The following is a 24,018-nucleotide window of genomic DNA, read 5'->3' as shown; positions in this document are numbered from 1 at the left end:
TATACCTCTCTATTGTAACCTATAAAACAAGAAGAAAAAGTGCAAAATGAGGTTTATAAATTTCATGTTTTAAGACGAGGAGGGTTGAAATGAAGCTGCGCCGGCAATATTTAGCTTTATGGCAAGCCTATTTGCCTGAGTCGCCCGGCACTTCGTACGAGGTTACAATTGAAGAACTGGCTGCGATTATGGAATGCACCCCGCGCAATATGGTACTGCTGCTGCGCAAAATGGAGGAACAGGGCTGGCTGCGCTGGCTTCCCAAAAAAGGAAGGGGCAATCGCTCAACGATTGTACTGCTCGCTGACGGCACACCGCTGGCCATGCTGGAGGCACAGGAAATGGTGGCAAAGCAAAGCCTGCAGGATGCCCTGCAATGGGTACATGCCCTTCAGCCGCAGTTGCGTGTGCAGGATCCGTTTCAACATTGGCTGTCCGGGCATTTTGGCCTGCACTCCATCGTACATGGCCGGCAGCGAACTGATATTCTGCGTTTTCCATTGCCGCAAAAGATCCACTCACTCGACCCGGCGGCTCTTCACTATAGCGGCGAGGCTCACCTCGTAACGCAATTATTTGACGGGCTCGTCCGCATGGATGCGGCGGGCAGCGCCATTCAGCCCCATTTGGCGCATGGCTGGGATGTCGACGAATCGCGGACAGAGTGGATTTTTTATTTGCGCAAAGGGGTGCAGTTTCATCATGGGCGGGAGCTGCTCGCCTCTGACGTAAAATATACGCTGGAGCGCCTGCAGCAGCTTGCTCCACATGGCTTGTTCAATTGGGCGTATGCGAATATTTCTAAGATTGAGGCGATCGACGATCGCACGATTCGGATTACCCTGACTGAACGCAACGAAACCTTTCTCCCTTTTCTAACGACAAATCGCGCTTCTATTGTTCCGCAAGACTATTGTGAGCAGCATGATCAAGCATTCGGTGAATTTCCGGTTGGAACCGGCCCATTCCAATTCATCCGCAAAGAGCACGGTGTATGGATTTTGGACGCTTTTTCGGCTTATTTTCTGGGACGGCCTTTTCTGGACCGCGTTGAAGTATGGGAGCTGCCGGAAGGACAGCAGGTCGTGAATACGGCAGAGCAACCCGCCTTTCAAATTATGCATAACGTGCGCATCTCCGATATGGCAGCGGAGCAATGGCAGCAAATCCGGCAATCGGGTATGACTTGCAAATTTTTAACTGTCAATGAATCAAAGCAGGGCTTGCTGGCTGCAGCCGCTATGCGTCAGCTTCTTAATGAAGCCATAAACCGCGACGGCCTGCTAAAGATGCTCTCGGGCGATGTCATTGAGCCATGCGACAGTTTTTGGCCCCATAAAAGCAAATTGACAGCGCACACGAACTGCTCTCCCGTTCACTTGCAGGACAAGCTCGCTGCTGCAGGCTATCGCGGCGAAGTACTGCTGCTGGCTACGATTCCGCAGTATAAGGCCGATGCCGAGTTGATCGGGCAGCTCTGTGCACGGGCAGGCATTCAATTGCAAATTCAGCTGCTCCCTGCCGAGAAATTTAAAGGAGAGGCCCGCATGTCCGCCGATTTGCTGCTTTTTGCCACTATGCTTGATGAACATCGGGATCTGCGGTTAATCGATTTATTTAAAAGCATGCAGCAGCATATGCTGCCAAAAATGAAGCAGGAGCTGGAGCTCGCTCTTCAAGGCGTGCTCGCCGAGCCCGCAGCGGAGCGAAGAATGGAGCGGCTTATGCTTATCGAAGAGCAGCTCAAAAAGCGGGGCTTACTGCTCTTTCTTTACCGCAAGCATTTAAAAACCGCCTTCCATCCGTCAATCAGGGGGATTTCTCTCGAATCGCTCGGGTGGGTTCAATTTCGCGATATATGGTTCACTTCATAACTATAAAAAAGCTTTAGGAAATTGCCTCAGCTGCTCCAAATCAACCGCATAGCCGACCACTGAGCCATAGGGATAATGGCCATAAAAGCACAAAAAAGAACCGTCCAGCATCCGAAACCGGACAGTTCATTCATTATTAGGAGGTGAGATTCAACAATAAAGGCAACCGTGTCACACCAAATATCATCCAGCTATCTTGCCGTTCGAGCTGATACGAGGGATCGCACTGATAATCCGGGAAGCGCTGCAGAAAGGCTGTCAGAGCAGCTTTAGCCTCGATTCTGGCAAGCTGCGCGCCAAGACAAAAATGAATGCCGTGCCCGAATGCCAGATGGGCGTTCGGACTGCGATGAATATCAAAGCGCTCCGGATTGGCAAATTGCTCCTCATCATGATTGGCCGATCCGATCGCTACATTTACAAATTGTCCGGCCTGGAAAGACTGACCGCACAACTCCACATCCCGCGTTACCATTCTCGATGTCATTCGCACAGGCGAGCAATAACGCAGCGTCTCTTCTAGCGCTTGCGGGATTAAAAGCGGGTTGCTCAGCAATTGTGCACGCGCCTCGCGATCACAATCAAGACAAATCAGTGCAGAAGTAATCAGATTGGTCGTTGTTTCATTGCCAGCCACGAGCAGCAAAATACAAAACCCAATAATCTCCAGATCGCTCAGCTGTTCGCCCTCTATGGTCGCCTGTACAAGCTCACTAACAAGATCATCCTGCGGCTCACGCCTCCGCGCATTCATAATATCGCCAAAATAGATACTCATTTCGCGCTGGCATTCATAGTATCGTTCCCTATCGTTACCAACGAGAGAATCCGACCATTGCTTGAACTGCTGGCGATCGCTCGCTGGAACGCCGAGCATCTCTGCAATTACAGTAATCGGCAGCGGGCTGGCGAAGTCATGGAGCGCATCAATCGCGCCTCGCCGCTCTGCTTCATCGCATAATTGATGCGCAATTGCATCAATCTTTGGCTGTAAAGATTCGATCATGCGCGGCGTGAACGCCTGCGATACAAACCGGCGCAGCTGTCTATGCTTCGGCGGATCTTGGCGCAAAATGCTCGAATCGATTGGATCTTGATCATTTTGCTCCCCTTGAGACGAGAAATTCTCGTGATCCAGTAAAATCTTTTTCACAGGCTCATATTTGTATATATCCCAGTAACGATGTTCGGCATGAAATGAAAATGGCGAGCTTGCTCTCAACTGCTTATAATGATTCAATTGCAGCAACTCATTAAACGTCCCCCAATTCATTGTAACATCAACGCCTCCGCTCCTTTTGTACTGACCAGTCAGTTCTGGTTGGTTTTATGGTAACACTTGTTAAAAAGTCTGTCAATGCCTCCTTCTGAAGAAATAGATCATGCGCGACCATCATGAACTGGATTGACAATCTAGAAACAATCGGTTATATTATAACCAACGGTTAGTAACCTGTGGTTACAATTATGAAGGAGCGAACTACTCATGTCTCGTAAACAAGAACTACGCGCTGAAGAAACAAAGCAGAGCATACTCGCCGCAGCTACCCAGCTATTTGGCGAAAGAGGGTATGACACGGTGACGATGCGAGAAATCGCCAAGCAAGCCGGCTGCTCTCATACAACAATCTATATTTACTTTCATGATAAAGAAGCGCTGCTCCATCTGCTCTCCATGCCTCCGCTTGATCAGCTAAAGCAGCAGCTTACGGACATCCTGCACACCGCCCAGCAATCCGCCGAGCAGAAATGGAAGGCAATTTGCAAAGAAATGGTGCGCTTCTGCTTCATGAATAAAACGATGTATCCAATCTTTTTTAATGTGCGCGCTGTACGCGTCGATGAACAGGAGCCGGAACTCCCCATCAATAAGCTGCGCAATGAATTGTTCGCCCTGCTCACCCGCGCTTTGCAGCAATGCTTGCAGATCGACTCCAATGATGAGCGGCTGCTCGCCTTTAGCCGAATCTGTTACTACACCATGCATGGAATTATTGGCACTTATACTCATTCTGAGGAATCGGCCGAACAACTGCTGGAACGCCTGTCCACAACCTTTGATACCGCCTTTGAAACACTGCTGTTAGGCTTCCGCCAAAAATTACACCAAGGAGACAATCATCATGAAAATCACACAACTGTCTGAACATATTTGGAGCTTAAAAACATGGATGCTTATCCCGATACAGGTTTGGATCGTCAAAGACCGGAAAGGAGTCACCCTTGTCGACGCCGGAATACCTATGATGGCGGACGGCATTCTCTCCTTTATCGAACGGCTGCAAGCGGGACCGCTGCACACAATTGTTTTGACACACGGTCATTCGGATCATGTCGGCGCCATTCCGCGAATTTTGAAGAGAACGTCCGTTCCGGTTTATGTACATCGAACGGAGATTCCCTATATGCAGGGCGAGCTTCCTTATCCGCGCCGCAAGAAAGCAGCCGTTTCACTTTCGCCGGGCATCGCACAGCCTCTGCCTGAAGATACAGACAGCAATCTTGAGCAGATTGGCTCCTTGCGCCCCTATTTCACGCCCGGACATTCCCCAGGCCATGTCGTCTACTATCATGAGCAAGATCAAGTGCTGCTGGCCGGCGATCTTTTCACTTCCAAGAAAGGAAAGATGCGCAAGCCGATGGCGATGTTTACTGCTGATATGGAGCAGGCTGTGCAAAGCAGTGTTATTGTGAGGGATTTAAACCCGAAAAGGCTGGAAATTTGTCACGGAACCAGCGTGATGCAGCCCGCCCGGCAACTTGATGAATACTTGAAACTGAATCACCTGCAAACTGCTCAATAATTTCATTTTAATCGCGCGCCGCAATATAGCGCGGTCGCGGCTTTTGCCCCGAATAAGGCGCAACCAGCTTATTAGCCGTACTATTATATACGAGAAAAACATTGCTGCGCGGGAATGGAGTAATATTGCTGTTGGAGCCATGCATAATATTGCAGTCGAACAGCACGACCGAGCCAGCCCGGCCTACGGGTGTGTCGATCCCGTTCGCAGCAGCAAGCCTCTCCAGACTCGCATGATCAGGCACGCCATATTCCTGGCGGCGCAGCGACAGCTTGAAGTGATCATCAGGCGTCCGTCCAACACAGCTGATAAATTGCTTATGCGAACCTGGCATGACCATTAGCGGGCCATTATAATGAAAGTTATCTTCGAGCGCGATCGAGCAGCTAAAGGCGCGCATCGCCGGCATCCCATCCTCGACATGCCAGGTTTCAAAATCAGAATGCCAGTAAAACTCCTTGCCCGAAAAGCCTGGCTTGTAATTAATGCGCGACTGGTGAATATACGTCTCAGAACCGAGCAAATATTCCGATATTGCCTTCAGTCGCGGATGATTGGCCAGCCCGGAAAATATTGGATTGTTGGCATGAACGGCAAAGATCGAGCGCACCTCGTTGCTATCCGGCTCGCGAATGACGTGGCCGACCGCCTCACCGCGCGTCTCTTCGTTCAAACGCTTGAGCTCGGCTTTCCAGCCGCTAATTTCTTCAGCAGAGAAGAAGTCCTCCAGGTGTAAATACCCATTCTCTTCATAGTATTTACTTTGTTCTTGCGTGAGCGGGCTCTCTGGCGTCCACTCCGAGTAGATTACCGGTTCCTTGCGTTCCAGCACTTGCGGCCGGTCAGCCACCCGGGATGGATATCGGTCTGCAGTCGTCGAATTTATACTCATAACATCATCGCTCCTTTTACAAGCTAAGTTAGGATTCGTCCAGCGGATATACCCCGTTTTCGTCATGCACCTCTGCGCCCGTCACTGGGGGATTGAATACACATACCATACGCATTTGCTTCGCGGCACGCAGCAGATGCTTTTCATGGCCATTCAGAGCATAAAGCGTTCCCGGGCGGATTGGATACGTCTTGCCGCCAATGACTTCAATCTCGCCCTCGCCTTCAATACAATAAACAGCTTCAACATGATTTTGATACCAAATCAACGTTTCCGTCCCAGTCTTAATAAGCGTATCGTGCAGCGAAAAACCTATTCCATCCTTCTTGAGCAGCAGCCGGCGAGAGTTCCAAGTTTCTGTATCTACATCATCTCTTGTACCAATCACATCATTCAAATGCTTGACAATCATTATGATCCGCTCCTTCAATCTTTACTTGGCCAGTGACAGTTTTCCGCCGGAACGCTCCTGCTCTACCACCGCATACAGCGCCTTCTCCACTATAAAAAGGCCGCGCTCCAGCACCTGCGGTTCGATCGTTAGCGGAGGCATAATCTTCGCCACTTCGTCATGCGGGCCGGAGGTTTCCATAATAAGCCCTCGTTTGAACGCTTCCGCACATAGCGCAGACGCCCATTCCGCCTTGTGAAAAACAAGCCCCTGAATAAGCCCTTTGCCCCGCACCTCAGCGATTGTCTCCGGTGCGCCGGCTGCCAGCTTTTTCAGCTTTTTGCGGAGCTGATTCTCCTTCTCGGCCAGTCCCTGGCGGAATTCCTCCGAAGTCCAATAATGCAGCGCTTCAGCAGCAGCAATAAACGCCAAATTATTGCCCCGGAAGGTACCGTTATGCTCGCCCGGCTGCCACACATCATATGCGGGCTTGATTAAAGTTAAAGCTAGCGGCAGCCCGTAGCCGCCAATGGATTTGGACAAGCAAACGATATCCGGCTCAATGCCCGCATCCTCAAAGCTAAAAAAAGTGCCTGTGCGGCCGCAGCCCATTTGCACATCATCAACGATCAGCAGCATGCCATGCTTGCGGCAGATCTGTTCCACCCGCCTCAGCCAGTCAGCCCCGGCCGTGTTCAGCCCGCCTTCACCTTGCACCGTCTCCAAAATGATTGCTGCCGGCAAATCAATTCCGCTTCCTGGGTCGTCAATCATTTTTTCCAATATCATGGACGTGTCGACCGATTGGCCAAAATAGCCGTCATAAGGCATAAACGTCGTACCATTCAGCTTCATCCCTGCTCCGTTGCGCTTAAAGCGGTTGCCGGTAGCGGCAAGCGAGCCTGCCGACATTCCGTGGAAGGCGTTGGTAAAGCTAATAATATTCGTTCTTCCAGTTACTTTACGGGCGATTTTCAATGCGCTTTCCACCGCATTTGTCCCTGTCGGACCCGGGAACATCACTTTATAATCCAGCTGGCGAGGCTCCAAAATAAGCGCTTTGAATGCTGTTAAAAAATTTTTCTTGGCTTCCGTCGCCATATCCAGGCTGTGTGTAACGCCATCCTCCATCAAATAACGGATAAGCTGCGAGCGAATGCGTGTATTGTTATGACCATAATTGAGAGCGCCGGCTCCGGCGAAAAAATCAATATATGATTTTCCGGCCACATCCCACATCATCGCATTGCTCGCCTTGGCAAAAACCGTCGTAAAGCTGCGGCAATAGCTGCGCACCTCCGACTCCAAGTTTTCAAAAACCTTCATATCCGTGGCAGCATGTTCGTTCTTATTCACAGAATCCCTCCCGGTTAAGTAAATTATTTGTTTTCTTCGTAAGCGGGCCCACCCGATAAAGCAGCTCCGCCTCATGATTCATAGCAGCAGGAAACATCTCCTCACCATATTTAGGTGTAATGTGACATGCAGTATCTAGGCCCTCTGCCAATCTTAAAAACAGGCGGATAGATGGCTCATTGGCCGGACCAATCGTCGCCTCAACATATTGAATCTCATGTACCGCCTCCCTTGAAAGCAGCGATTGCAGCATCTTTTTGCCTATGCCTTGACCGCGCCGGGACGGTGCTACCGCAACCTGCCATACGAATAAGGTATCCGGCTGATCGGGCCTGCGGTAGCTGGATAAGAAACCGCATAGATCCCCTTCGCATTCTGCAATGACGCAAGTGTCACGGAACATATCACAAAGCATGATATAACAGTAGGTTGAGTTGATGTCGAGCTGCCCAGCTTCACGAATGAATTGCCAGACTGCTATCCCATCTTCCGCTCTTGGCGTGCGTAATTTCATCACTGCCTCCCTTTACAAAAAACGATGTAAAAATTGCTGCAGCCGTTCACTTTGCGGATTTCCGAAAATTTGCTGCGGATGACCTTGTTCGACAATTAAACCGTCTGCGCCAAATATAACCCGATCTGCCACATCGCGAGCGAATTCCATCTCATGTGTAATGAGCATCATCGCCATTTCACTTTCGGCGGCAATTTCTTTAATGACATCCAGCACCTCGCCTACCAGCTCCGGATCAAGCGCTGATGTCACTTCATCAAACACCATCACTTTCGGCTGCATGACAAGCGCCCTTGCAATAGCAACCCGCTGCTTTTGTCCGCCGGACAGCTGTGCGGGATACATTTCCAATTTGTCGGACAGTCCGACTTTGCGCAGCATCGTCTCCGCTCGTTCATGCGCTTCATCCTTCGACAAGCCGAGCACAGAACGCGGCGCCATCGTCACATTGCGAAGCACAGACATGTGGGGAAACAGATTAAAGTGCTGGAACACCATTCCGACCTTGGAACGAACACGCCGCAAGTGCTTGTCGCTTGCCCGTACCCGCTTGCCGCCTGACTCCATATGCCATAACGGTTCCGAATCGATATAGATCGATCCGTCTGTCGGTTCTTCAAGTGTCATGAGCATGCGGCCAAGCGTTGTCTTGCCCGAACCGCTCGGGCCAATGACAGCCATCTTTTCACCCGGATAAATATCAAGATCGATTCCTTTTATTACATGCAGATCACCAAAGTATTTCGTAACCCCTTCATAGCGAACAACCGGATCGCCCTCACGCTCAAGCGTTGCTGCCGATCTTGGCTCTAGCTTTACTGTCACTAGCCTCTCCTCCTTTCCGTTCATATTTGCGTTGCAAGAAGCGCCGCTCCAGCCATTGAAACCCATATGAGAAAATAAGGCTCACGACAATAAATAGGATGCCGACAACCGTATACGGTTCAAACACACGATAAGTAGCCGACACTTCGTTTTTCGTCGCCATCAGCATTTCGCCCAGCGTAATCGCCATAAGGGCTGGCGTTTCTTTAAAGATGACAATCAAATAATTGCCCATTACGGGAATGACAGGCGGAATGGCTTGCGGCAATATAATAGACAGCCATATTTTGCGTTTGGATAGATGCAAAGCAGTCGCTGCCTCCCACTGACCCTTCGGGATAGCGTCAATACCAGAACGAAATACTTCAGACAAATATGTGCCATAGTGCACACCTAGTGTAATGATCCCGGTTACAAATGCACTAGGGGCAATTGGCAGCACCTGCGGCAAAAACATGAACAGAAAGAACAATTGTACAAGCAAAGGTGTGCTGCGAATAAATTCGACTACAGCCCGAACGCTGTAGCGAAAAACGCGATAACGCGATCGACCTACGATTGCCAGCAATAATCCCATTGCTATTGACAGCAAAAAACCGAGCAGCGTTACGCCAACCGTTGTGCGAAAGGCTGGAAGCAATTTAGGCAACAGGCCGGCGGCGTAGTCCCAATCCCACATACGCTCAATGTCACCTCCAAGCCGTAATCCTGCGTTCAAGCAAGCGAATGGCCAGCGTGACGCAAGAAGATATCAGGAAATAGATCACCAGCAGCAAGGCAAATATGAGCAATGTCCATGAATTGAAGTTATTGCGCAAAATGAGCGCTTGATACGTAAGATCTGATAACGTTATAAAATATACTAGCGAGGTCGATTTCACCAATTCAATCAACAAATTGCCAAACGGAGGAAGCATACGGGCGAAGGCTTGAGGCAATACGATGCGGAACATACGCTGCGTGTCCGACAAATTCAAGGCAACGGCCGCTTCCCGCTGACCGGCCGGTACGGCCATAATTGCGCTCCTGACGATTTCAGCGCCATATGCGCTAATGTTTAACCCGATTGCCAATACGCCTGCTGCCAGCTTGGATAGCTCAATACCGATGAACGGCAAGGCGAAATAAGTCCAGAACAGCAAGACGAGCAGCGAACAAGAGCGAAACAGCTCCACATAAATTTTCGCTATTCCCCGGACAATCATGAAGCGGGATACTCTGGCCAGCCCGACCGCAGCTGCAATCAACAGCGCGACGATCGCCGATAGTACTGACACTTGGAGTGTAACGACAGCGCCGTCGAGCAGCAACGGCCACCATTCTTTCCACGGGACATTCATAAGACTATTGGCAGAGCTGCTCTGCCGTCATATCTCCCGGCAGTTCCTGCTCCGTAAAACCGAATTTGCTCAATATTTCCAGCAGCTCGCCCGACTCCTTCATTTTCTCCAGCTCTGCATTGAAAGCATCGCGGAACGCTGTATCCTCCATGCGAAAGGCAGTGGCCCCATAGCCGCGAACACTTGCCCCATCAATGATCGGCTGTTCAAAGTCCATGACGCGCGCGATCCCAGGCTCCTTTGCTGAATCCAATCGCGATTGCAAAGCGGGCCCAGTCATCGTCATCGCATCAGCCCGGCCGGACTTTAGCGCATCAATCGCAGTATCCTGATTCGGAACGATGACGAGCTGTTCCTCCGGCACGCCAGAAGCCCGCAAATAATCCAGCTCGACAGCGCCGGCCATAACAGCCACCTTAGCATCGGCATTTTTGGCAATCGCTTCGTAGCTCGTTAATTGCAGCGGGTTGCCCGCTTTAACGGCCAGCGCCTCCCCAATGCTGTACTCCGGATTTGCAAACAACACAGCTTGGCAGCGATCCGGGTTAATGAACATCCCCGCTGTTATGAGATCAAATCGTTTGGCGCCCAATCCGGCAATTAAGGAATCAAACTCAGTCAGCTCGCCCTTCACCTCATTGATGCCGAGCCTTTGCAATATGACGCGCGCGATCTCAACCGCTTCCCCTGTCAATTCGCCGCTGGCATCCTTGTAAGCATACGGGTTTTCATTGGCAAAGCCGATCGTAATGGAGCCCTTTTCTTTCGCACGCTCTAAAGTGCCTGTGCTCTCCGCTTTGTCTGAATCCGGCGTATCGCCTGACTCCGGGGCTTTGACCGCATTGCCGCATGCCGCCAGCAGCAGCATAGGAAGCATGAGCAAGATCCCCATCCATCTCTTCACTTGTTCTCACAACCTTTCTCAAATTTTTAATACTCTATAAGGCTAACATCTATCCCGCTTGTGGTCATTTCCAGAATTGCGCAAAAATTCGGCATATAAAAGTCTCTCCTTACGAGCTGACCGGTCAGCGTCCTCTAATTGCAAATTACTCCCATATCCTCCCCGATCATACACAGAATGTTCGTTTACGAACCGGCCTCACTATGTTATATAACATTTTCTTATAATAAATCCAATTCGCACTATTTCCATTTTTTATCACTAACCGACTGTGAAACGAGTATAAACAAGCATTCTACACACTTCGACATCTTCATTCAACTATAGCCGACATAAAAATTATTATAAAGTAAACTTATAATATATCCGTTTTCACAGCTAAACAAAAGGACATCCCACTGCTGCACCGGCAACAAAGGAGATGTCCTCTCAGACTGGTTATTTGGCCCTACTGGATTTTAAAGCCGTCGCTTTTTTGCGGATTTTGGCGGCAATGATCAGAATAAGCGGTACGAAGATCGCTACCAAGGAGGCGTAAGGCATCCAGGCCGTATTGGCAAAGCGAGTGCCGAACACGATGTCTGGATAGACAATTTGGGCATAAACAACAGCAGCTATTCCGATCGGGATCAACACCGATTGGTATTTCGGCAGCCTCAACAACTGCGAAAGACCTTTTGCCGTCACATAGAATGTTACCGTCGTTTTGAAAAAAATTGCTAAAAACCAGAAAATCGCCATCAGCGCCTCGATCCGCTTCAAAAACTGGCCAATATTGATTTTTTTCGATAAAGTAAAGCTCGGATATACATTTCGAACCGTTAAGAGAGGCCCAAGCACCGAAAGGGTAAGAAATGTGACAGCAACGACGATCAATCCCCCGATCAGCCCGGCAATGATGAAGGCCTTCTTTCTTTTGTCCATACCGTCCACGCTGGGCAAAATGAGCAGAAACAGCACAAGCTCCATATAGGGAATGCCGACAAAAACAAGCGAGCCCCGCACTACAGGGGCAAACCCGTTAAACAGCACCGGCTGAAGATTGGACAAATCAATCTGTGCGATAACTGTACCGGCCAGCACAAGGAACAGCAGGATCAGCCACGGAAAAATATATTCGGCCGTACGCGAAAAAGTTTCCAGACCGTATGCGACAGCCAATACGATGATCGCAACAAACATAATAAGAATGGCTTCGATCGGTGTTTCCGGCATAATTTGCGTCGTCATGAAATCACCGATAAAACGCAGCATAAACACCGAAAGCATAAAAGCATGGATAACAAAGACGGCAGCAAGCGCTGTCCCTATCCATTTTCCCAATAAAAATTGGCACGCATCCACAAAGCCCTTTTGACCAATTTGCTTATCATAAGCATTAAACAGCATGATGACAGCACAGCCGAGCAACACGCCAACAATTCCTGCAATCCAGCCATCCTGCTTCGCGTGTCCCGCCAATGCTGCCGGAACTAACAGTACTGAGCTGCCTAAACAAAACAAAATGACAAGTATCGCAAACTGGTGTGCCCCAATTTTTTCCTGCTGCATATCATCGAGCCTCCCTTATGAAAGCAGTTTGTTGATCCATTCTCCTGCGGGCAAAAACACTCTGTTCAACCAAATAACCGGATTAAACACCGGCAGCTTGGCGGTATAAGCAAGTGCCAGGCTGGAGCTTAAAGTCATCAAAATGATGAAAGCGTACCGTTCCCGCTTCGTACCTTTTTTGGAGATGATCATTAATTGTAATGCGGTCATGACAGCGATGGCTATTGATAGACTCAGTATCGCCCACATCAGCCATCACTCCTTCACACTCTCTTGGAGCGGGTTTGTAATCGTTCCAATACGCCGTAAGCGGTAATCGACATCAATATGAACCGGCACAGACTCAAACAGCTTTTCCCAGTCCTTCTCCATTTTCGCCCAAGCTGAAGGTTGTTTTTTTCGCAGCGAATCGCCAAAACCGAGAAAATCCGTCTTAAATTTATGTTGTGCCGCATTTACCGCTTTTTGAACCAAATTTGCCATCACAGCATTGACTTGCTTGTTCAGCTTCGGAATTGTTGCCGGGTCGTTCAAATTCACATGACAGGCTACTTCCTTAATGTTTCCTTCGGCGGATATATGGATAAAAATCTCGGGAGCGCCATTGATTATTTTTGACGTCAAGTTTGTATGGGCGCGGACGACATCGCTCGCGAGACGCCCTCCATCTTCACATTCAATATGACCCAGCGTTTGTTTGACATGGCCTTGAATATAGTTGTACCCCTTGCTCTCATCGCTGCTTAGCCAGCCGATCAAACGATCGCCGTGCAAAACGCCAATTCCTTCATAACTAAGCTCTATGGGCGGTTTAATTTTATTCACAATCGAAGTTGAATTCTGTTCTTCCTCTTCGTTTTCTTTATTTTGGCCAAGAATGCGCACACCTGTAATAGCCGGACTTTTACCTCTAGCAGCTAGTCCGTTTAGAAGTTCATCCAGAAACAGCCCATGTGTCGGCGCCCAGTAGTTGGCTGATGTTTGCAGCGAGGAATAAAGGTTATTGGCTGGTATCTTTTCCAGCGGCGTCAATATACTTAAAATTTTCTCTGCAGAAGTATCGCGGGCAATCGCAAAATAGAAATCCGTCCTTGTCTCATTGTCGCGGGATAAAAAATCAAGCGCATCACCAATCCCGCTGCGGGCAAGCTCCTCCCCAAATATGACGATGCGCAGATGAGCTAGATAAATGGTTCTCGGAGCAACCGTAGTCATTTTGCGCAGCGCCTCGGATACACTTTTCCCTGTCGAACGGTATAAGGTCACCGGCACCCGATTCGTCCCCCCCATCGATTTCGCCGCGGCCTGGGAAGGATCGACCACTTGCGCGGACACAAAATAGCGGTCTCCTTTTTTATCAATGCCAAGCCCTAGCGTTATCGACAGCTCATTTAGCTCATGCCGGCTCCAACAGCCAGTGAGCAACACTATGATGCTGCATAATAACAGCAAGACCAGCCCTTTTGGCTGCATGGCGCACTCCTCCGATCTACCGTTCCTGCTAATTGTTTTGTTCACCCTCTGAAACGTTGTCATTCATACGCCTTTGATTTTTGGGACTCAAAAATGGCGGCCGAAATTTCTGCCAATAGATTGGAAAGCGCAACCAGCTATCCCGCAGACCTGAAAAAGACATAGGCGCAAATGGAGACATAAACGGCACGCCAAAGGAGCGCAAGCTGCACAAGTGAAGGAGCAATGCCACTAAACCGGCCGATATGCCAAAAAAGCCAAACGTAGCGGCCAAAATCATAAATATAAAGCGCATCATACTCACTGCAAGCGCCAAATTGTAAACCGGAATGACGAAGTTGGAAATCGCCGTCAGCGAGACGACGATGACCATCGCCGGCGACACAAGTCCGGCCTGTACAGCCGCTTCGCCAAGCACCAGGGCGCCGACAATCGACACCGCTTGTCCAATCGTCCGCGGCATCCGCACACCGGCCTCCCGCAAAATTTCGAAGGTGATCTCCATGATAAGCGCCTCCACCAGCGCCGGGAACGGAACTCCTTCACGCTGGGCGGCAAGACTAATCAGCAGTGGGGTCGGGATCGCCTCCTGGTGAAAGGTCGTAAGCGCGACATATAACGACGGCCCCAGCAAGGAGATGCCAAAGGCAAACATACGCAAAACACGTAAAACACTGAAAGTATATCGATTATAATAATCCTCCGCCGCTTGAAAAAATTGAATAAAAAACACCGGCACCATTAATACGAACGGCGTGCCGTCAACAAAGATCGCAACACGCCCTTCAAGTATGCCGGACGCAACGACATCCGGTCGCTCAGTACTAATGATAGTCGGGATAACCGAGGCTTTTCGGTCCTCAATCATCTCCTCGATATTTCCGCTTTCCAGTATGGCATCGATATCAATCGCATCAAGACGAGCCCGTACTTCTTTCACGACTTCCTCTTTGGCAATCCCATTCAAGTACATAATTGCCACATCCGTTTGCGAAATACGGCCAATCTGCCTATTCTCGATCCACAGATTGGGATTTTTTATTTTGCGCCGTAAAAGCGCAAGATTGGTTTCAATACTTTCAGTAAAGCCTTCGCGCGGCCCGCGGACAACCGTTTCTGTAGCAGGCTCACTTACTGGGCGACGTTCTCCGCCGCTTACATTAACAGCAAGGCATTGCCTGCTGCCTTCCGCAAGTATGAGCAGCTGTCCGGACAGCAAATAAGCAGTCATCTGCTCCAAGCCGGCTATTTGCTGCGAATGCGCTGCCGGTACCGCCAGCGTCCTTAACAGACCGCCTTTTTCCTCCAGAAAAGTGTCATACGCAGATAACCGCTGCTGCCCCATCGAGAGCTGCAGCGCTTCTGCAATGCCATTTATCTCATTCGTAGCGGTAATGCCTTTCATATACAGTAAATGAAGCTGCAATTGTCCAAACTTGCCTAAAAATAGCTCCGTATGAACAAGGTCACTACTATTGCCCAACTTCTGATTTAGCAGCTTCAGCTTCTCCGCTGGGCTCAATCCATCAAACGGCTCCGTAATATAATTAGACATGCTTGAACCACCTGTACCGATAACGTTTTACCTATTATTTGATTGCGGCGTAAAATTATGTATTGCCGCTGGAAAAAAGTTCATCGTTCATCATACATCAGTACATCATGATAGCCGGCCCGCGGGAAACACGGTCACAATGAAACCGTCGACATTGTTGCCGGATAGCTGGTAATAACTATTTAAATCAACGGGCAGCAAAGTTGACTCCCCTTCCTTCGCCGCTACAAAATAAATCATAATGGGGGCTGTTTCGGTCGGAAACACGAGCGGTGTAAACGGGGAATAAAGTCGCAGCATCGTGATGTATTCTTCCAAACATAGCCCTCTCTGTTCCATAATAATGGCATGGGGATAGCCCACATAACGAAAATGCCATGGCTCGCAATCGATGCCAGTTAACGATTTTTTCTCCTCTTTATACCGTTGAATAAACCCATAACTTGCGGCAAGCTGCTTAAAACGTAGACAGGCCGCCTCATCCGGGAATGACGGACAGAGCAGATCGACTTGCTCCTTGTATTGCCCTACATCAACAGCCAGTCCAGTCTGATGCTCACTTTCATGCGGTCTGGCAACAAAACGCGCTGTAAAATCAGCTCCATTATCTAGCAGCGACTGTTCATAAATTTGCTGCTGCTCCTCTACTGACCGATAGCCACTCACAACAATGATCTCTCCGTCAGCCGCACTTTCCTTCATTAAGGCCGACAGATGCTGCAAGCTGCTCTTCTCCAATTGAATCGTCTGCTGCTGCTGAACATGCTCAGCTTGTTCATGCGTCCAAACTTCAAGCGTATGTGGCTGAAATGAGGTTGGCAGCGGATGCTGATTATTGACAAGCAATAGATGTCCTTGATGCATATGTGATCGATGAACACGAATAGCCAAATAAAAAACCCCCTGTTTCTTAAGAAGCGATAGCTTTATTGCTTCATCTTACGAAACAGGGTTTGAGTTTTACTATCGATATAATAACGAACATATTACGATTCTATGAAAGAAACTTACAATAATAGGGTGGATCCATTATAATAATGTTGTGCCAGAACGAAGGGATGCGATTAATAATGAAGAAATATAAGATCGATCGTTTTACCGGCGTCAGTGAACCGATCCGGACTCCCATAACGAAATTCGGAGGACAGCCAGTATGGCTAACAGAACCAATTGCCGAGTTTTTTGTGATGAAAAATAAAAAAGAAGCCATCTCAAAAGTAGACGCTCGCTACTGAGAGATGACTTCTTATCCAGGACTTCCGCCGGTTAATCCGTTACCGCACGATCCCGACAAGCCCCAGCCGGCAGTTCGTTCCCGTACAACTCAGCCCGTCTCCATGAATAACTTCCATTTCAAAATGATGATTTCCACTCGGCAAATCTTCGACAGCTGTATAAATCCGATACCAGCCATCATTCCCGCACCATTCAGGACGTTCCCGCTTCGATACTTGCCACTCTCCGCCGTCGACCCGATAGCGGATTTCCGAAGAAGTTCTGCCGAAATCAAATCCGAGCGCTACGCCGCGACCTTCAAAAGCAAATGACAATCGCGCTCCGACAGCTGCGGTCTCCAGCACTTGATCGATCCAAATATAATGCAGCCAGCGTCTTATTATCCACGGCCCTTCTGTCACAATCTCAGAAAATGAGAGCGGATAAGCTTCGCCCCAGTGCTGCGGATTAAACGGTTCCGGCAGGCTATAATCGTCTGCATGTCCTTTCTCATTCTGCACGCGAGCCATTTCCCGTTCCAGAAATGCAATAACACTTTGTGAGTAGCTCAAGCTGCCGCGCTCAGTCGGATGCAAGCCGTCAGGCAGCCATTCTTCCCAGCGCATCCGGCCGCGTTTAACCTCTTCCAGCGCGTATAGCCCCATGGAGACCGAACCAATATGATAATGGTCGGCCAGCTTTTCAAAATCTGCAATCGATTCCGGCAGTTGTCCTGCATTCATCTCAGCAAAAAAGTCTTGACGGAATGTATGTACAAGTACAACATCTCTTTGCCCATCCTTTAGCAATTTGCGCAGCAATCCTTCACGTGTACGCATCCGCCGCTCGGACGGCTCTTCGCTATCATTCACCGCATAATCGACAAAAACGATGTCGCATTCACGATCAATCAAATCGCGCTCTGCACGGAATACGGCCAGTTCGCTCCCCGTTGCCCCGATCGCTGCATTCTCTACATACAGCCGTACATCCGGATAAGTTTCCTTGAGCCACGCCGCTACCCCTTCCGGCCAATTGTGGCGTGGACGGCCATCGGTAATAGAGCCACCGATAAAGCCCACTCGCAGTACGCCGGTTTCAATTGCTTTAGCCAGTCTGCTTAAAGGTTTTCGATGCTGCCAAACGTTCTCATTCATCGTCAATCCCTTTCCTTCCATTAGTAAATTTTATCCATCATGGCAAATGTTTCTGAACGCACTTGAACGCCTCTCAGCACGGCAGGGCAGTATTGCCGGTTCCCGCAGTCCGCCTTCAAACAGGCTTTGATTTTTAGCCCGCAGAAATTACCAGCACTTCCACCATAATATAGATCCTTCGTTTCATCAAGAAAAATTCGTGACTCCATAGAAGAACCATTATCGCCGAAAAAAAGACAACTGAATTTTCGTCCATACCGCGCAGATAATGAGTGGGACCATACGTCGGGTATTGCGGGCGTGCTGCTTTCAATTACAGGCATCGTGAATTTGAAAAGTGCCGTGCATTTGTTTGATTCAGCCTGGGTTAGTATGTAGTGTTTTCTACACCTTATGGCCATTATCCCAAACTCTCAGTTCTATTTTTCCCTTGATAACAGGAACGTATGTTTGGTATAATTTCAACATAGAATGTATGTTCCTATTCATTGTTATGAGGAGGGAATCGCCGATGTCTGTTCAGCTATCCTACGAGCAATTTTGCCAGCGCTTCAGTACCGAGAAAGAATGCGTTTCTGCTTTGTATCAGTTAAAATGGCCCAACGGCTTTCACTGTCCGCGCTGTCAGTCTGCCTCGTATACGCTTATTTCGACGCGCCGGCTCCCGCTTTATGAGTGCCGCTCCTGCTTGCACCAAACTTCATTAATCTCCGGTACCGTTATGGAAGGCAGCCGCACCCTACTGCAAAAGTGGTTCCGTGCGATCTTCCTCATTGCCTCGCCTTCCAGCGCAATCAATGCCGTTAAACTCGCCGAAATCATCGAGGTCACCTATAAAACCGCATGGCTCATCCTGCATAAGCTCCGGCATGCTATTGGACACCACAATGCTAATCAGCTCCTGGAAGGCATCATCAAGATCAATGCCACCACCTATGGCAAGCCTTACAATCCAACGATCTTCCGCCATCCACAGGAGCATCCTTTGCTTGGCGGCGCGTCCATCAATGCGCAAGGCGCCATCACCCATCTCAAAATCCAGCAAGTCGAGGAGCGCTTTTTAGCTCCGAACAGCAGCCATGTCCTGCCTGCAGGTGTTGCCCATTTTCAAGAGCACTACGTCGTGCCAAATCCTGTCGATGTCGTTTCCTTCACCGGAAAACGGGCGAAGCTGCTTTATCAGCCGCTCATTCGGCTTTGTAAAGAAGCTTACTATTGGCTCAATGATACGTTTCATGGCATTGGCGGCAAACATTTGCAGGCCTATTTGCACGAGTTTTGCTTTACCGTCAATTACGCTCTCCAGCAGCAATGCCCTTTCACGCAGCTTTGTCAATTAGGCGCAACGACAGCTCGCATCACCTATAAACGACTGATTCGCAAAAATACGGCTTCCGCGGCCAAGCAACCTCTCGCCGCATAGAAAAGATGTTTTCCAGAAAAGCTTGGTTTATTTGAGCTGCTTGCAATTCGCTAACACAACTTTTTCAAACAAAAATCCCCTCAACTGAGTCAAGGGGATAATGGGACAGGGGGGGGGGCCAGTCGCACAATCTTAGCCACTGAGTCGTGGGGATAGTGCCCATAAGAGGCAGATCCGCTATATTACAACCATTTATGCGATTAACCTTTCCCTTCAGAGTCTTATTCTCATCCAAAACAGCTGAGCAAACGGGATAATGGGCGTAGCGAGCGACAGCAACACCACATCCCCCTCTATATCAGGCGTTCCTCTACCTCTGCAAGAGTTGGCATGCCCGCTTGAGCGCCAAACTTGCATACGGACAACGAAGAAGCAGTTACCGCAAACTTCACGCAACGCGCAAGCTCCCAACCATTTTGCAGCCCAAATGCCAATGCGCCGTTAAAAGCGTCTCCCGCTCCTGTTGTATCGCGCACTTCCACCTTAGGAGCCGGCACCGTACAAAGTCCGCCCTCTCCAATATAAGAACAGCCGGCAGCGCCGCGCGTAACAATAATTTTACTGCCATAGCTTGCTTCCCAATCACGCAGGACAGCCTCGAGGGCTGCATCATCATCTATTTTTTGCCCGCTAAGCGCTTCAAGCTCAGTCTCATTCGGAGTAATATAGTGCGCCATTTTCAACATGTTGACAGGCAGCTTGGCAGCCGGCGCGGGATTCAAAATAATCGTTACCCCCTTTGCATGCGCAATCTCCATGGCCCGCTCTACGGTAGGCAACCCGATCTCCAGTTGAACGACAAGCACTTTCGCTTGTTCAATATATTGCTGCCGCGATGCCAGCTGTGCCACATCGAACGCTCCATTCGCCCCTGGCACAACAACGATGCAATTATCGTCCGGCGTATGAATAATCGAAGCAATGCCTGTCGACTCGGGAAGCACGGCCAGCTCGCTCGTATCAATCTGATGATCCTCCAGCTGTTTGACAATCGCTTGCCCATAAAAATCATCCCCCACTGCACCCAGCATCATGACAGATGCGCCCAGCTTGGCACATCCTACTGCCTGATTCGCGCCCTTGCCGCCAGGGATTGTATGGAAGCCCGTTCCGCTTATCGTTTCGCCGACCTCCGGCATCCGCTCTGCACTTGCCACCAAATCCATATTCAAGCTTCCCACTACAACAATATTTGCACGTTTCATTTCATTCGCACCTCTACTCAGTTAGTGTTGTTTGACGAATAAGTAAATGAACATCCAGTTCATACGTTCTGCGAGTCACCGGTTCTTTTTGTATCATTTTCATTAAATACCCCGTTGCCTGCCTGCCCATATCAGTAATCGATTGCGCGACCGTCGTCAATTCAGGCACTACCGTACTTAACGCAATGCCGTCAAAGCCGATCAGCTTCACTTGCTGCGGCACCTTGCGGTCGGCTTTATAAAGCGCCTTGAGCGCACCTACTGCCATTAGATCATTGCCGGCAAATACACCGTCGAGATCGGGATGCCGTTCAAGCAGCAGCAGCATCGCATCATATCCGCCCTCAATCTGAAACTGGCCGCCAGCTATTAGACTTGGGACGAATAACCCCCGCTCCTGCATCTCTTCCTCATAGCCCAAAGAACGCTCGCGTGCTGCCGTGACGTCAATCGGACCGCTCAAGTGAGCAATCTTACGACAATCCTGCTCAAGCAGATGCCGAACAGCAAGCTTCGCGCCTTCGCGGTTTTTGGAAACGAGCGATAAAATCGGCAAATCGGGATATTGATTGTCGATTACTACAACCGGAATTTCTTGCTTCTGCAAAGCTAACAATTGATCAGGGCGAATCGTATTCGAAGCGATGATGATCCCGTCAATCCGTCTGCTGGCTAAAACTCGAAAATAATTTTGCTCCTTCTCTGCATTGTAATCCGAATTGCAAAGAATAACCGTATATCCGCGCTCCTGCGCCTCTGCTTCAACGGCACGGGCCAGTTCAGGAAAAAACGGATTTAAAATATCCGGAACGATCAGCGCGATCGTTGCAGAGTTTTTACCAGCAAGACTGCGCGCCATACCGCTAGGAACATACTGCAGCACAGCCATCGCCTGACGGACCTTCTCCTCAGTCTCTTTATTGACATATCCGCTTTGATTAATGACCCGCGATACGGTCGCAACGGATACGTTGGCTAATTTGCTTACATCACGAATGGTTGGCATCTCCACCACCCCTTTTAATATGATGTAACCTGTTACATATGTTTTTAATATACAAGCCATATAAAAACAAAACCATGTGGTACCGGTTACACATCCTGACGATTCAAATATATCACGCCAACATAAAACCCGTCAACACCGCAAGCTTCCAATTGATGCCGAGCATAATGCCGAAGGCGCCGCACAAAGTCATAATGGTAATAAACAAATCCTCCGGGCCGTGGTGGTAGATCTCGCCGATATCCATCAAATCATTCGTCATCCGCGACACAAGATGGCCAGTCTTCGTATTATCAAAAAAACGGAAGGACAGCTTCTGAATATGGGCGATAGTACGCAAAAAAACGGCGCAGCTTGAAATAGCTTGAAATCCCCCTTTTCTCCATAACAACAAAATTAGCTTTATGTCTTGCTGCGGGCCAGCAAATAAAGGAAGTACGGCGCACCGATGACCGCCACCACAATTCCGGCCGGAATTTCCTGCGGTTGAATGATTGACCGGCCAAGCATATCGGCGGTTAATACGAGCAAGGCTCCCACCATCGCTGCAGTAGGCAGCAAAATTTGATGCCGCGGTCCGACAAGCCGCCTTGCCAAGTGAGGCCCGATAAGTCCGACAAACCCGATGCCGCCGCTTACCGCCACGCAGGATCCCGCCAAACCGACTGCGGCCACCAGCAGCTTGAAGCGTTCTCTTTCTACAGGAGCGCCAAGCCCAGTCGCCGTCAGGTCGCCCAGATTCAGCACATTCATCGAGCGGGCCTTAACGATAACATAAGGCAGCAGCACTGCAATCCACGGCAGCAAAGCCAATACGAACTTCCAGCTCGTTCCCCAAATGCTCCCGGCCAGCCAGGTTGCCACGAATTGATAGTTTTCCGGACTTAAGCGTAGCGTCAGGACGATCATCGCCGCACTAATTCCCGCAGCTACTGCGATTCCGGTCAAAAGCAGCCGCGTTGGAATCAGCCCTTCATGCCGTTTATAAGCAAGCGAATAAATAAGTGACGCAGTTGCACCAGCGCCAAGCAATGCAAGCAAAGGAAGCATATAGACAGGCGCAGCGCCTTTCGATGGAAAAAAGGAAATGAACATCATCACCATCAAGCCAGCCCCGGCATTAATGCCCAATATGCCCGGGTCTGCCAGCGCATTGCGCGAAATTCCTTGCATAATACAGCCGGACACTGCAAGTCCTGCGCCAATCAAAACCGAAATTACAATTCGCGGCAAGCGAAACTCAAACAGAATCAGCTCCTGCTTATCTGTCCCCATTCCGAACAAGGTGCGCAGCAGTTCCAGCGGCGTTAGACGGCTAAAGCCTGTACTCATGCTGACGATAAAGATGACAACAATAAGAACAGCAAAACTGAATAGAACGAATGCATCACGCTTGCGCTTGCGCTGTTCCGCCGCAGAAAGCGAGCCAATCATCGTTATAGCGCCCTCCTTTCATTACGGGCAAGGTAAAGGAAGAAAGGAACCCCGATTAGCGCAATCAATGCACCGATAGGTGTTTCATATGGCGGATTTATCATGCGGGCGGCCAAATCGGCGAATACGACCAGCAAACTTCCTATTACAGCAGAGCAGGGAATAATCCAGCGATAATCGACACCGACCAAATAACGCGTCAAATGCGGAATAATGAGACCGACAAAGCCGACCGCACCAACTACAGATACCGCTGCGCCTGCAAGGATGAGAACGATAAGCGTTCCGGCAAGCTTGATTAATCCAGTGCGCATGCCCAGTCCCTTCGCGATATCTTCGCCAAGGCTGAGCATGGAGATCGAGCGGGACAGCATAAGCGCCCCGATGAGCGCCGCTGCAACCCAAGGAAACATCACCTTTAGCTGAAACCATTTCGTCCCGGCTACGCCGCCTGCATACCAGAACGCCAAGTCTTGTCCGACCCGGAAATAAAGCGCAATTCCTTCACTTAAGGCAGACATTAGGGCACTGAGCGCAGCTCCTGCCAGCACTAGCCGCACAGGCGTCAGCCCCCCTTTGGCGAGCGAACCGATCCCATAGACGAGCAGCGCCCCCATTCCAGCGCCAAGAAAGGAGTAAAGGATTAAATACATAAACGGCAATCCCGGAAAAAATGCAAAGCATACCGCCAACATAAATCCGGCACCGGAATTTAAGCCGAGCAGCCCGGAATCGGCGAGCGGATTCCGCGTCATGCCTTGCATGATGGCCCCCGCTACTGCGAAACAAGCGCCAACCATCGCTCCGCCAAGCACGCGGGGCAGACGAAGCTCCTGTATTATTTGATGCTGTGTCAAATCAGGATTGAAATGAAAGATCGCATCCCACACGATAGACAATTTAATATCGGCTGCGCCGAAGACCACCGATAATGCCATTCCGAACGCCAGAGCAATGACGCCACCCACAAGAATTAGCGTCGCAGTCAATGGCCGCGATCTGAATTTAACAACATACGATGTCGAAACTGAGGTCGAAGTTGAGGTCGATGTCGTCACGTATCTCTACTGCTCCTTCCAACACTAATTGTTGATATTGA

General features: G+C 49.6%; 24 protein-coding genes and 1 pseudogene. 5 read left to right on the top strand and 20 right to left on the bottom strand.

What is annotated here, in order from left to right; translation table 11 throughout:
- The first annotated feature begins 89 nt into the window (after positions 1 to 89).
- On the top strand, positions 90 to 1,874 hold the full coding sequence (locus ACFQ0N_RS00505) for an ABC transporter substrate-binding protein (RefSeq protein ID WP_379322384.1): 1,785 nt from the start codon (positions 90 to 92) through the stop codon (positions 1,872 to 1,874).
- Between the two features lie 136 nt (positions 1,875 to 2,010).
- Here ACFQ0N_RS00505 and ACFQ0N_RS00500 read toward each other — a convergent pair whose 3' ends face one another.
- Positions 2,011 to 3,147: a cytochrome P450 gene (locus tag ACFQ0N_RS00500; protein ID WP_379322383.1), complete on the bottom strand. Its 1,137-nt coding sequence runs from the start codon at positions 3,145 to 3,147 to the stop codon at positions 2,011 to 2,013.
- A 213-nt stretch (positions 3,148 to 3,360) separates the two neighbouring features.
- On the opposite strand from ACFQ0N_RS00500, the gene ACFQ0N_RS00495 reads away from it, so the two are divergent.
- Both ACFQ0N_RS00495 and ACFQ0N_RS00490 read left to right on the top strand, forming a co-directional pair.
- Complete coding sequence (locus ACFQ0N_RS00495; protein WP_379322382.1) at positions 3,361 to 4,020, top strand: TetR/AcrR family transcriptional regulator; 660 nt, start codon at positions 3,361 to 3,363, stop codon at positions 4,018 to 4,020.
- A complete protein-coding gene (locus tag ACFQ0N_RS00490) occupies positions 3,998 to 4,678 on the top strand; it encodes an MBL fold metallo-hydrolase (RefSeq protein WP_379322381.1) in 681 nt (226 codons plus the stop codon). The genes ACFQ0N_RS00495 and ACFQ0N_RS00490 overlap by 23 nt, the downstream gene beginning before the upstream one ends.
- A gap of 7 nt (positions 4,679 to 4,685) precedes the next feature.
- On the opposite strand, the gene thpD is transcribed toward ACFQ0N_RS00490, so the two are convergent.
- The 13 genes from thpD to ACFQ0N_RS00425 all read right to left on the bottom strand — a co-directional run bounded on the left by thpD (position 4,686) and on the right by ACFQ0N_RS00425 (position 16,370).
- A complete protein-coding gene (thpD, locus tag ACFQ0N_RS00485; RefSeq protein ID WP_379322380.1) occupies positions 4,686 to 5,570 on the bottom strand; it encodes an ectoine hydroxylase in 885 nt (294 codons plus the stop codon).
- Between the two features lie 28 nt (positions 5,571 to 5,598).
- Positions 5,599 to 5,982 (bottom strand): ectoine synthase, encoded by a 384-nt coding sequence (locus ACFQ0N_RS00480; RefSeq protein ID WP_379322379.1) that lies wholly within the window; start codon positions 5,980 to 5,982, stop codon positions 5,599 to 5,601.
- A gap of 21 nt (positions 5,983 to 6,003) precedes the next feature.
- Complete coding sequence (gene ectB, locus ACFQ0N_RS00475; protein ID WP_379322972.1) at positions 6,004 to 7,287, bottom strand: diaminobutyrate--2-oxoglutarate transaminase; 1,284 nt, start codon at positions 7,285 to 7,287, stop codon at positions 6,004 to 6,006.
- 22 nt (positions 7,288 to 7,309) lie between these two features.
- Positions 7,310 to 7,831 (bottom strand): diaminobutyrate acetyltransferase, encoded by a 522-nt coding sequence (gene ectA / locus ACFQ0N_RS00470; RefSeq protein ID WP_379322378.1) that lies wholly within the window; start codon positions 7,829 to 7,831, stop codon positions 7,310 to 7,312.
- Positions 7,832 to 7,843: 12 nt separating this feature from the next.
- A complete protein-coding gene (gene ehuA, locus ACFQ0N_RS00465) occupies positions 7,844 to 8,656 on the bottom strand; it encodes an ectoine/hydroxyectoine ABC transporter ATP-binding protein EhuA (protein WP_379322377.1) in 813 nt (270 codons plus the stop codon).
- Complete coding sequence (gene ehuD / locus ACFQ0N_RS00460) at positions 8,616 to 9,335, bottom strand: ectoine/hydroxyectoine ABC transporter permease subunit EhuD (RefSeq protein ID WP_379322376.1); 720 nt, start codon at positions 9,333 to 9,335, stop codon at positions 8,616 to 8,618. Before ehuD ends, ehuA begins: the two co-directional genes overlap by 41 nt.
- Before the next feature lie 10 nt (positions 9,336 to 9,345).
- Positions 9,346 to 9,996: an ectoine/hydroxyectoine ABC transporter permease subunit EhuC gene (gene ehuC / locus ACFQ0N_RS00455; RefSeq protein WP_379322375.1), complete on the bottom strand. Its 651-nt coding sequence runs from the start codon at positions 9,994 to 9,996 to the stop codon at positions 9,346 to 9,348.
- A 4-nt stretch (positions 9,997 to 10,000) separates the two neighbouring features.
- The gene (ehuB, locus tag ACFQ0N_RS00450; RefSeq protein WP_379322971.1) at positions 10,001 to 10,888 is read right to left on the bottom strand and encodes an ectoine/hydroxyectoine ABC transporter substrate-binding protein EhuB; all 888 of its coding nucleotides are present in this window, start codon (positions 10,886 to 10,888) and stop codon (positions 10,001 to 10,003) included.
- 450 nt (positions 10,889 to 11,338) lie between these two features.
- The gene (locus ACFQ0N_RS00445; RefSeq protein WP_379322374.1) at positions 11,339 to 12,451 is read right to left on the bottom strand and encodes a GerAB/ArcD/ProY family transporter; all 1,113 of its coding nucleotides are present in this window, start codon (positions 12,449 to 12,451) and stop codon (positions 11,339 to 11,341) included.
- Between the two features lie 15 nt (positions 12,452 to 12,466).
- Positions 12,467 to 12,700: a hypothetical protein gene (locus ACFQ0N_RS00440; protein WP_379322373.1), complete on the bottom strand. Its 234-nt coding sequence runs from the start codon at positions 12,698 to 12,700 to the stop codon at positions 12,467 to 12,469.
- A 6-nt stretch (positions 12,701 to 12,706) separates the two neighbouring features.
- Positions 12,707 to 13,924: a Ger(x)C family spore germination protein gene (locus tag ACFQ0N_RS00435; protein ID WP_379322372.1), complete on the bottom strand. Its 1,218-nt coding sequence runs from the start codon at positions 13,922 to 13,924 to the stop codon at positions 12,707 to 12,709.
- A 28-nt stretch (positions 13,925 to 13,952) separates the two neighbouring features.
- Positions 13,953 to 15,479, bottom strand: a complete 1,527-nt coding sequence (locus ACFQ0N_RS00430) for a spore germination protein (protein WP_379322371.1) — start codon at positions 15,477 to 15,479, stop codon at positions 13,953 to 13,955.
- A gap of 105 nt (positions 15,480 to 15,584) precedes the next feature.
- Positions 15,585 to 16,370, bottom strand: coding sequence for a D-alanyl-D-alanine carboxypeptidase family protein (locus ACFQ0N_RS00425; protein WP_379322370.1), 786 nt, complete (start codon positions 16,368 to 16,370; stop codon positions 15,585 to 15,587).
- Positions 16,371 to 16,549: 179 nt separating this feature from the next.
- Between ACFQ0N_RS00425 and ACFQ0N_RS00420 the strand changes: the two genes are divergently transcribed.
- The gene (locus ACFQ0N_RS00420) at positions 16,550 to 16,714 is read left to right on the top strand and encodes a hypothetical protein (protein WP_379322369.1); all 165 of its coding nucleotides are present in this window, start codon (positions 16,550 to 16,552) and stop codon (positions 16,712 to 16,714) included.
- Between the two features lie 39 nt (positions 16,715 to 16,753).
- Here ACFQ0N_RS00420 and ACFQ0N_RS00415 read toward each other — a convergent pair whose 3' ends face one another.
- Positions 16,754 to 17,851 carry an SGNH/GDSL hydrolase family protein gene (locus ACFQ0N_RS00415; RefSeq protein WP_379322368.1) on the bottom strand — a complete coding sequence of 366 codons (1,098 nt, stop codon included), beginning with the start codon at positions 17,849 to 17,851 and terminating at the stop codon, positions 16,754 to 16,756.
- Between the two features lie 511 nt (positions 17,852 to 18,362).
- On the opposite strand from ACFQ0N_RS00415, the gene ACFQ0N_RS00410 reads away from it, so the two are divergent.
- On the top strand, positions 18,363 to 19,274 hold the full coding sequence (locus tag ACFQ0N_RS00410; protein WP_379322367.1) for a transposase: 912 nt from the start codon (positions 18,363 to 18,365) through the stop codon (positions 19,272 to 19,274).
- A 293-nt stretch (positions 19,275 to 19,567) separates the two neighbouring features.
- Here ACFQ0N_RS00410 and rbsK read toward each other — a convergent pair whose 3' ends face one another.
- The 5 genes and pseudogenes from rbsK to ACFQ0N_RS00385 all read right to left on the bottom strand — a co-directional run bounded on the left by rbsK (position 19,568) and on the right by ACFQ0N_RS00385 (position 23,977).
- On the bottom strand, positions 19,568 to 20,479 hold the full coding sequence (gene rbsK / locus ACFQ0N_RS00405; RefSeq protein WP_379322366.1) for a ribokinase: 912 nt from the start codon (positions 20,477 to 20,479) through the stop codon (positions 19,568 to 19,570).
- Between the two features lie 13 nt (positions 20,480 to 20,492).
- Positions 20,493 to 21,485 carry a LacI family DNA-binding transcriptional regulator gene (locus ACFQ0N_RS00400; RefSeq protein ID WP_379322365.1) on the bottom strand — a complete coding sequence of 331 codons (993 nt, stop codon included), beginning with the start codon at positions 21,483 to 21,485 and terminating at the stop codon, positions 20,493 to 20,495.
- Positions 21,486 to 21,615: 130 nt separating this feature from the next.
- Positions 21,616 to 21,879 (bottom strand): annotated as a pseudogene (locus ACFQ0N_RS00395) (ABC transporter transmembrane domain-containing protein); the annotation flags it as partial.
- A gap of 8 nt (positions 21,880 to 21,887) precedes the next feature.
- Positions 21,888 to 22,919 carry a FecCD family ABC transporter permease gene (locus ACFQ0N_RS00390; protein ID WP_379322364.1) on the bottom strand — a complete coding sequence of 344 codons (1,032 nt, stop codon included), beginning with the start codon at positions 22,917 to 22,919 and terminating at the stop codon, positions 21,888 to 21,890.
- 2 nt (positions 22,920 to 22,921) lie between these two features.
- Entirely contained in the window at positions 22,922 to 23,977 is a 1,056-nt protein-coding gene (locus tag ACFQ0N_RS00385; protein WP_379322363.1) for a FecCD family ABC transporter permease, read from the bottom strand.
- Positions 23,978 to 24,018: the final 41 nt, after the last annotated feature.

It is taken from the genome of Paenibacillus sp. GCM10027626 (assembly GCF_042676285.1).
Lineage (GTDB): Bacteria > Bacillota > Bacilli > Paenibacillales > Paenibacillaceae > Paenibacillus_Z.
This window is presented reverse-complemented; position numbering and strand designations above follow the sequence as displayed.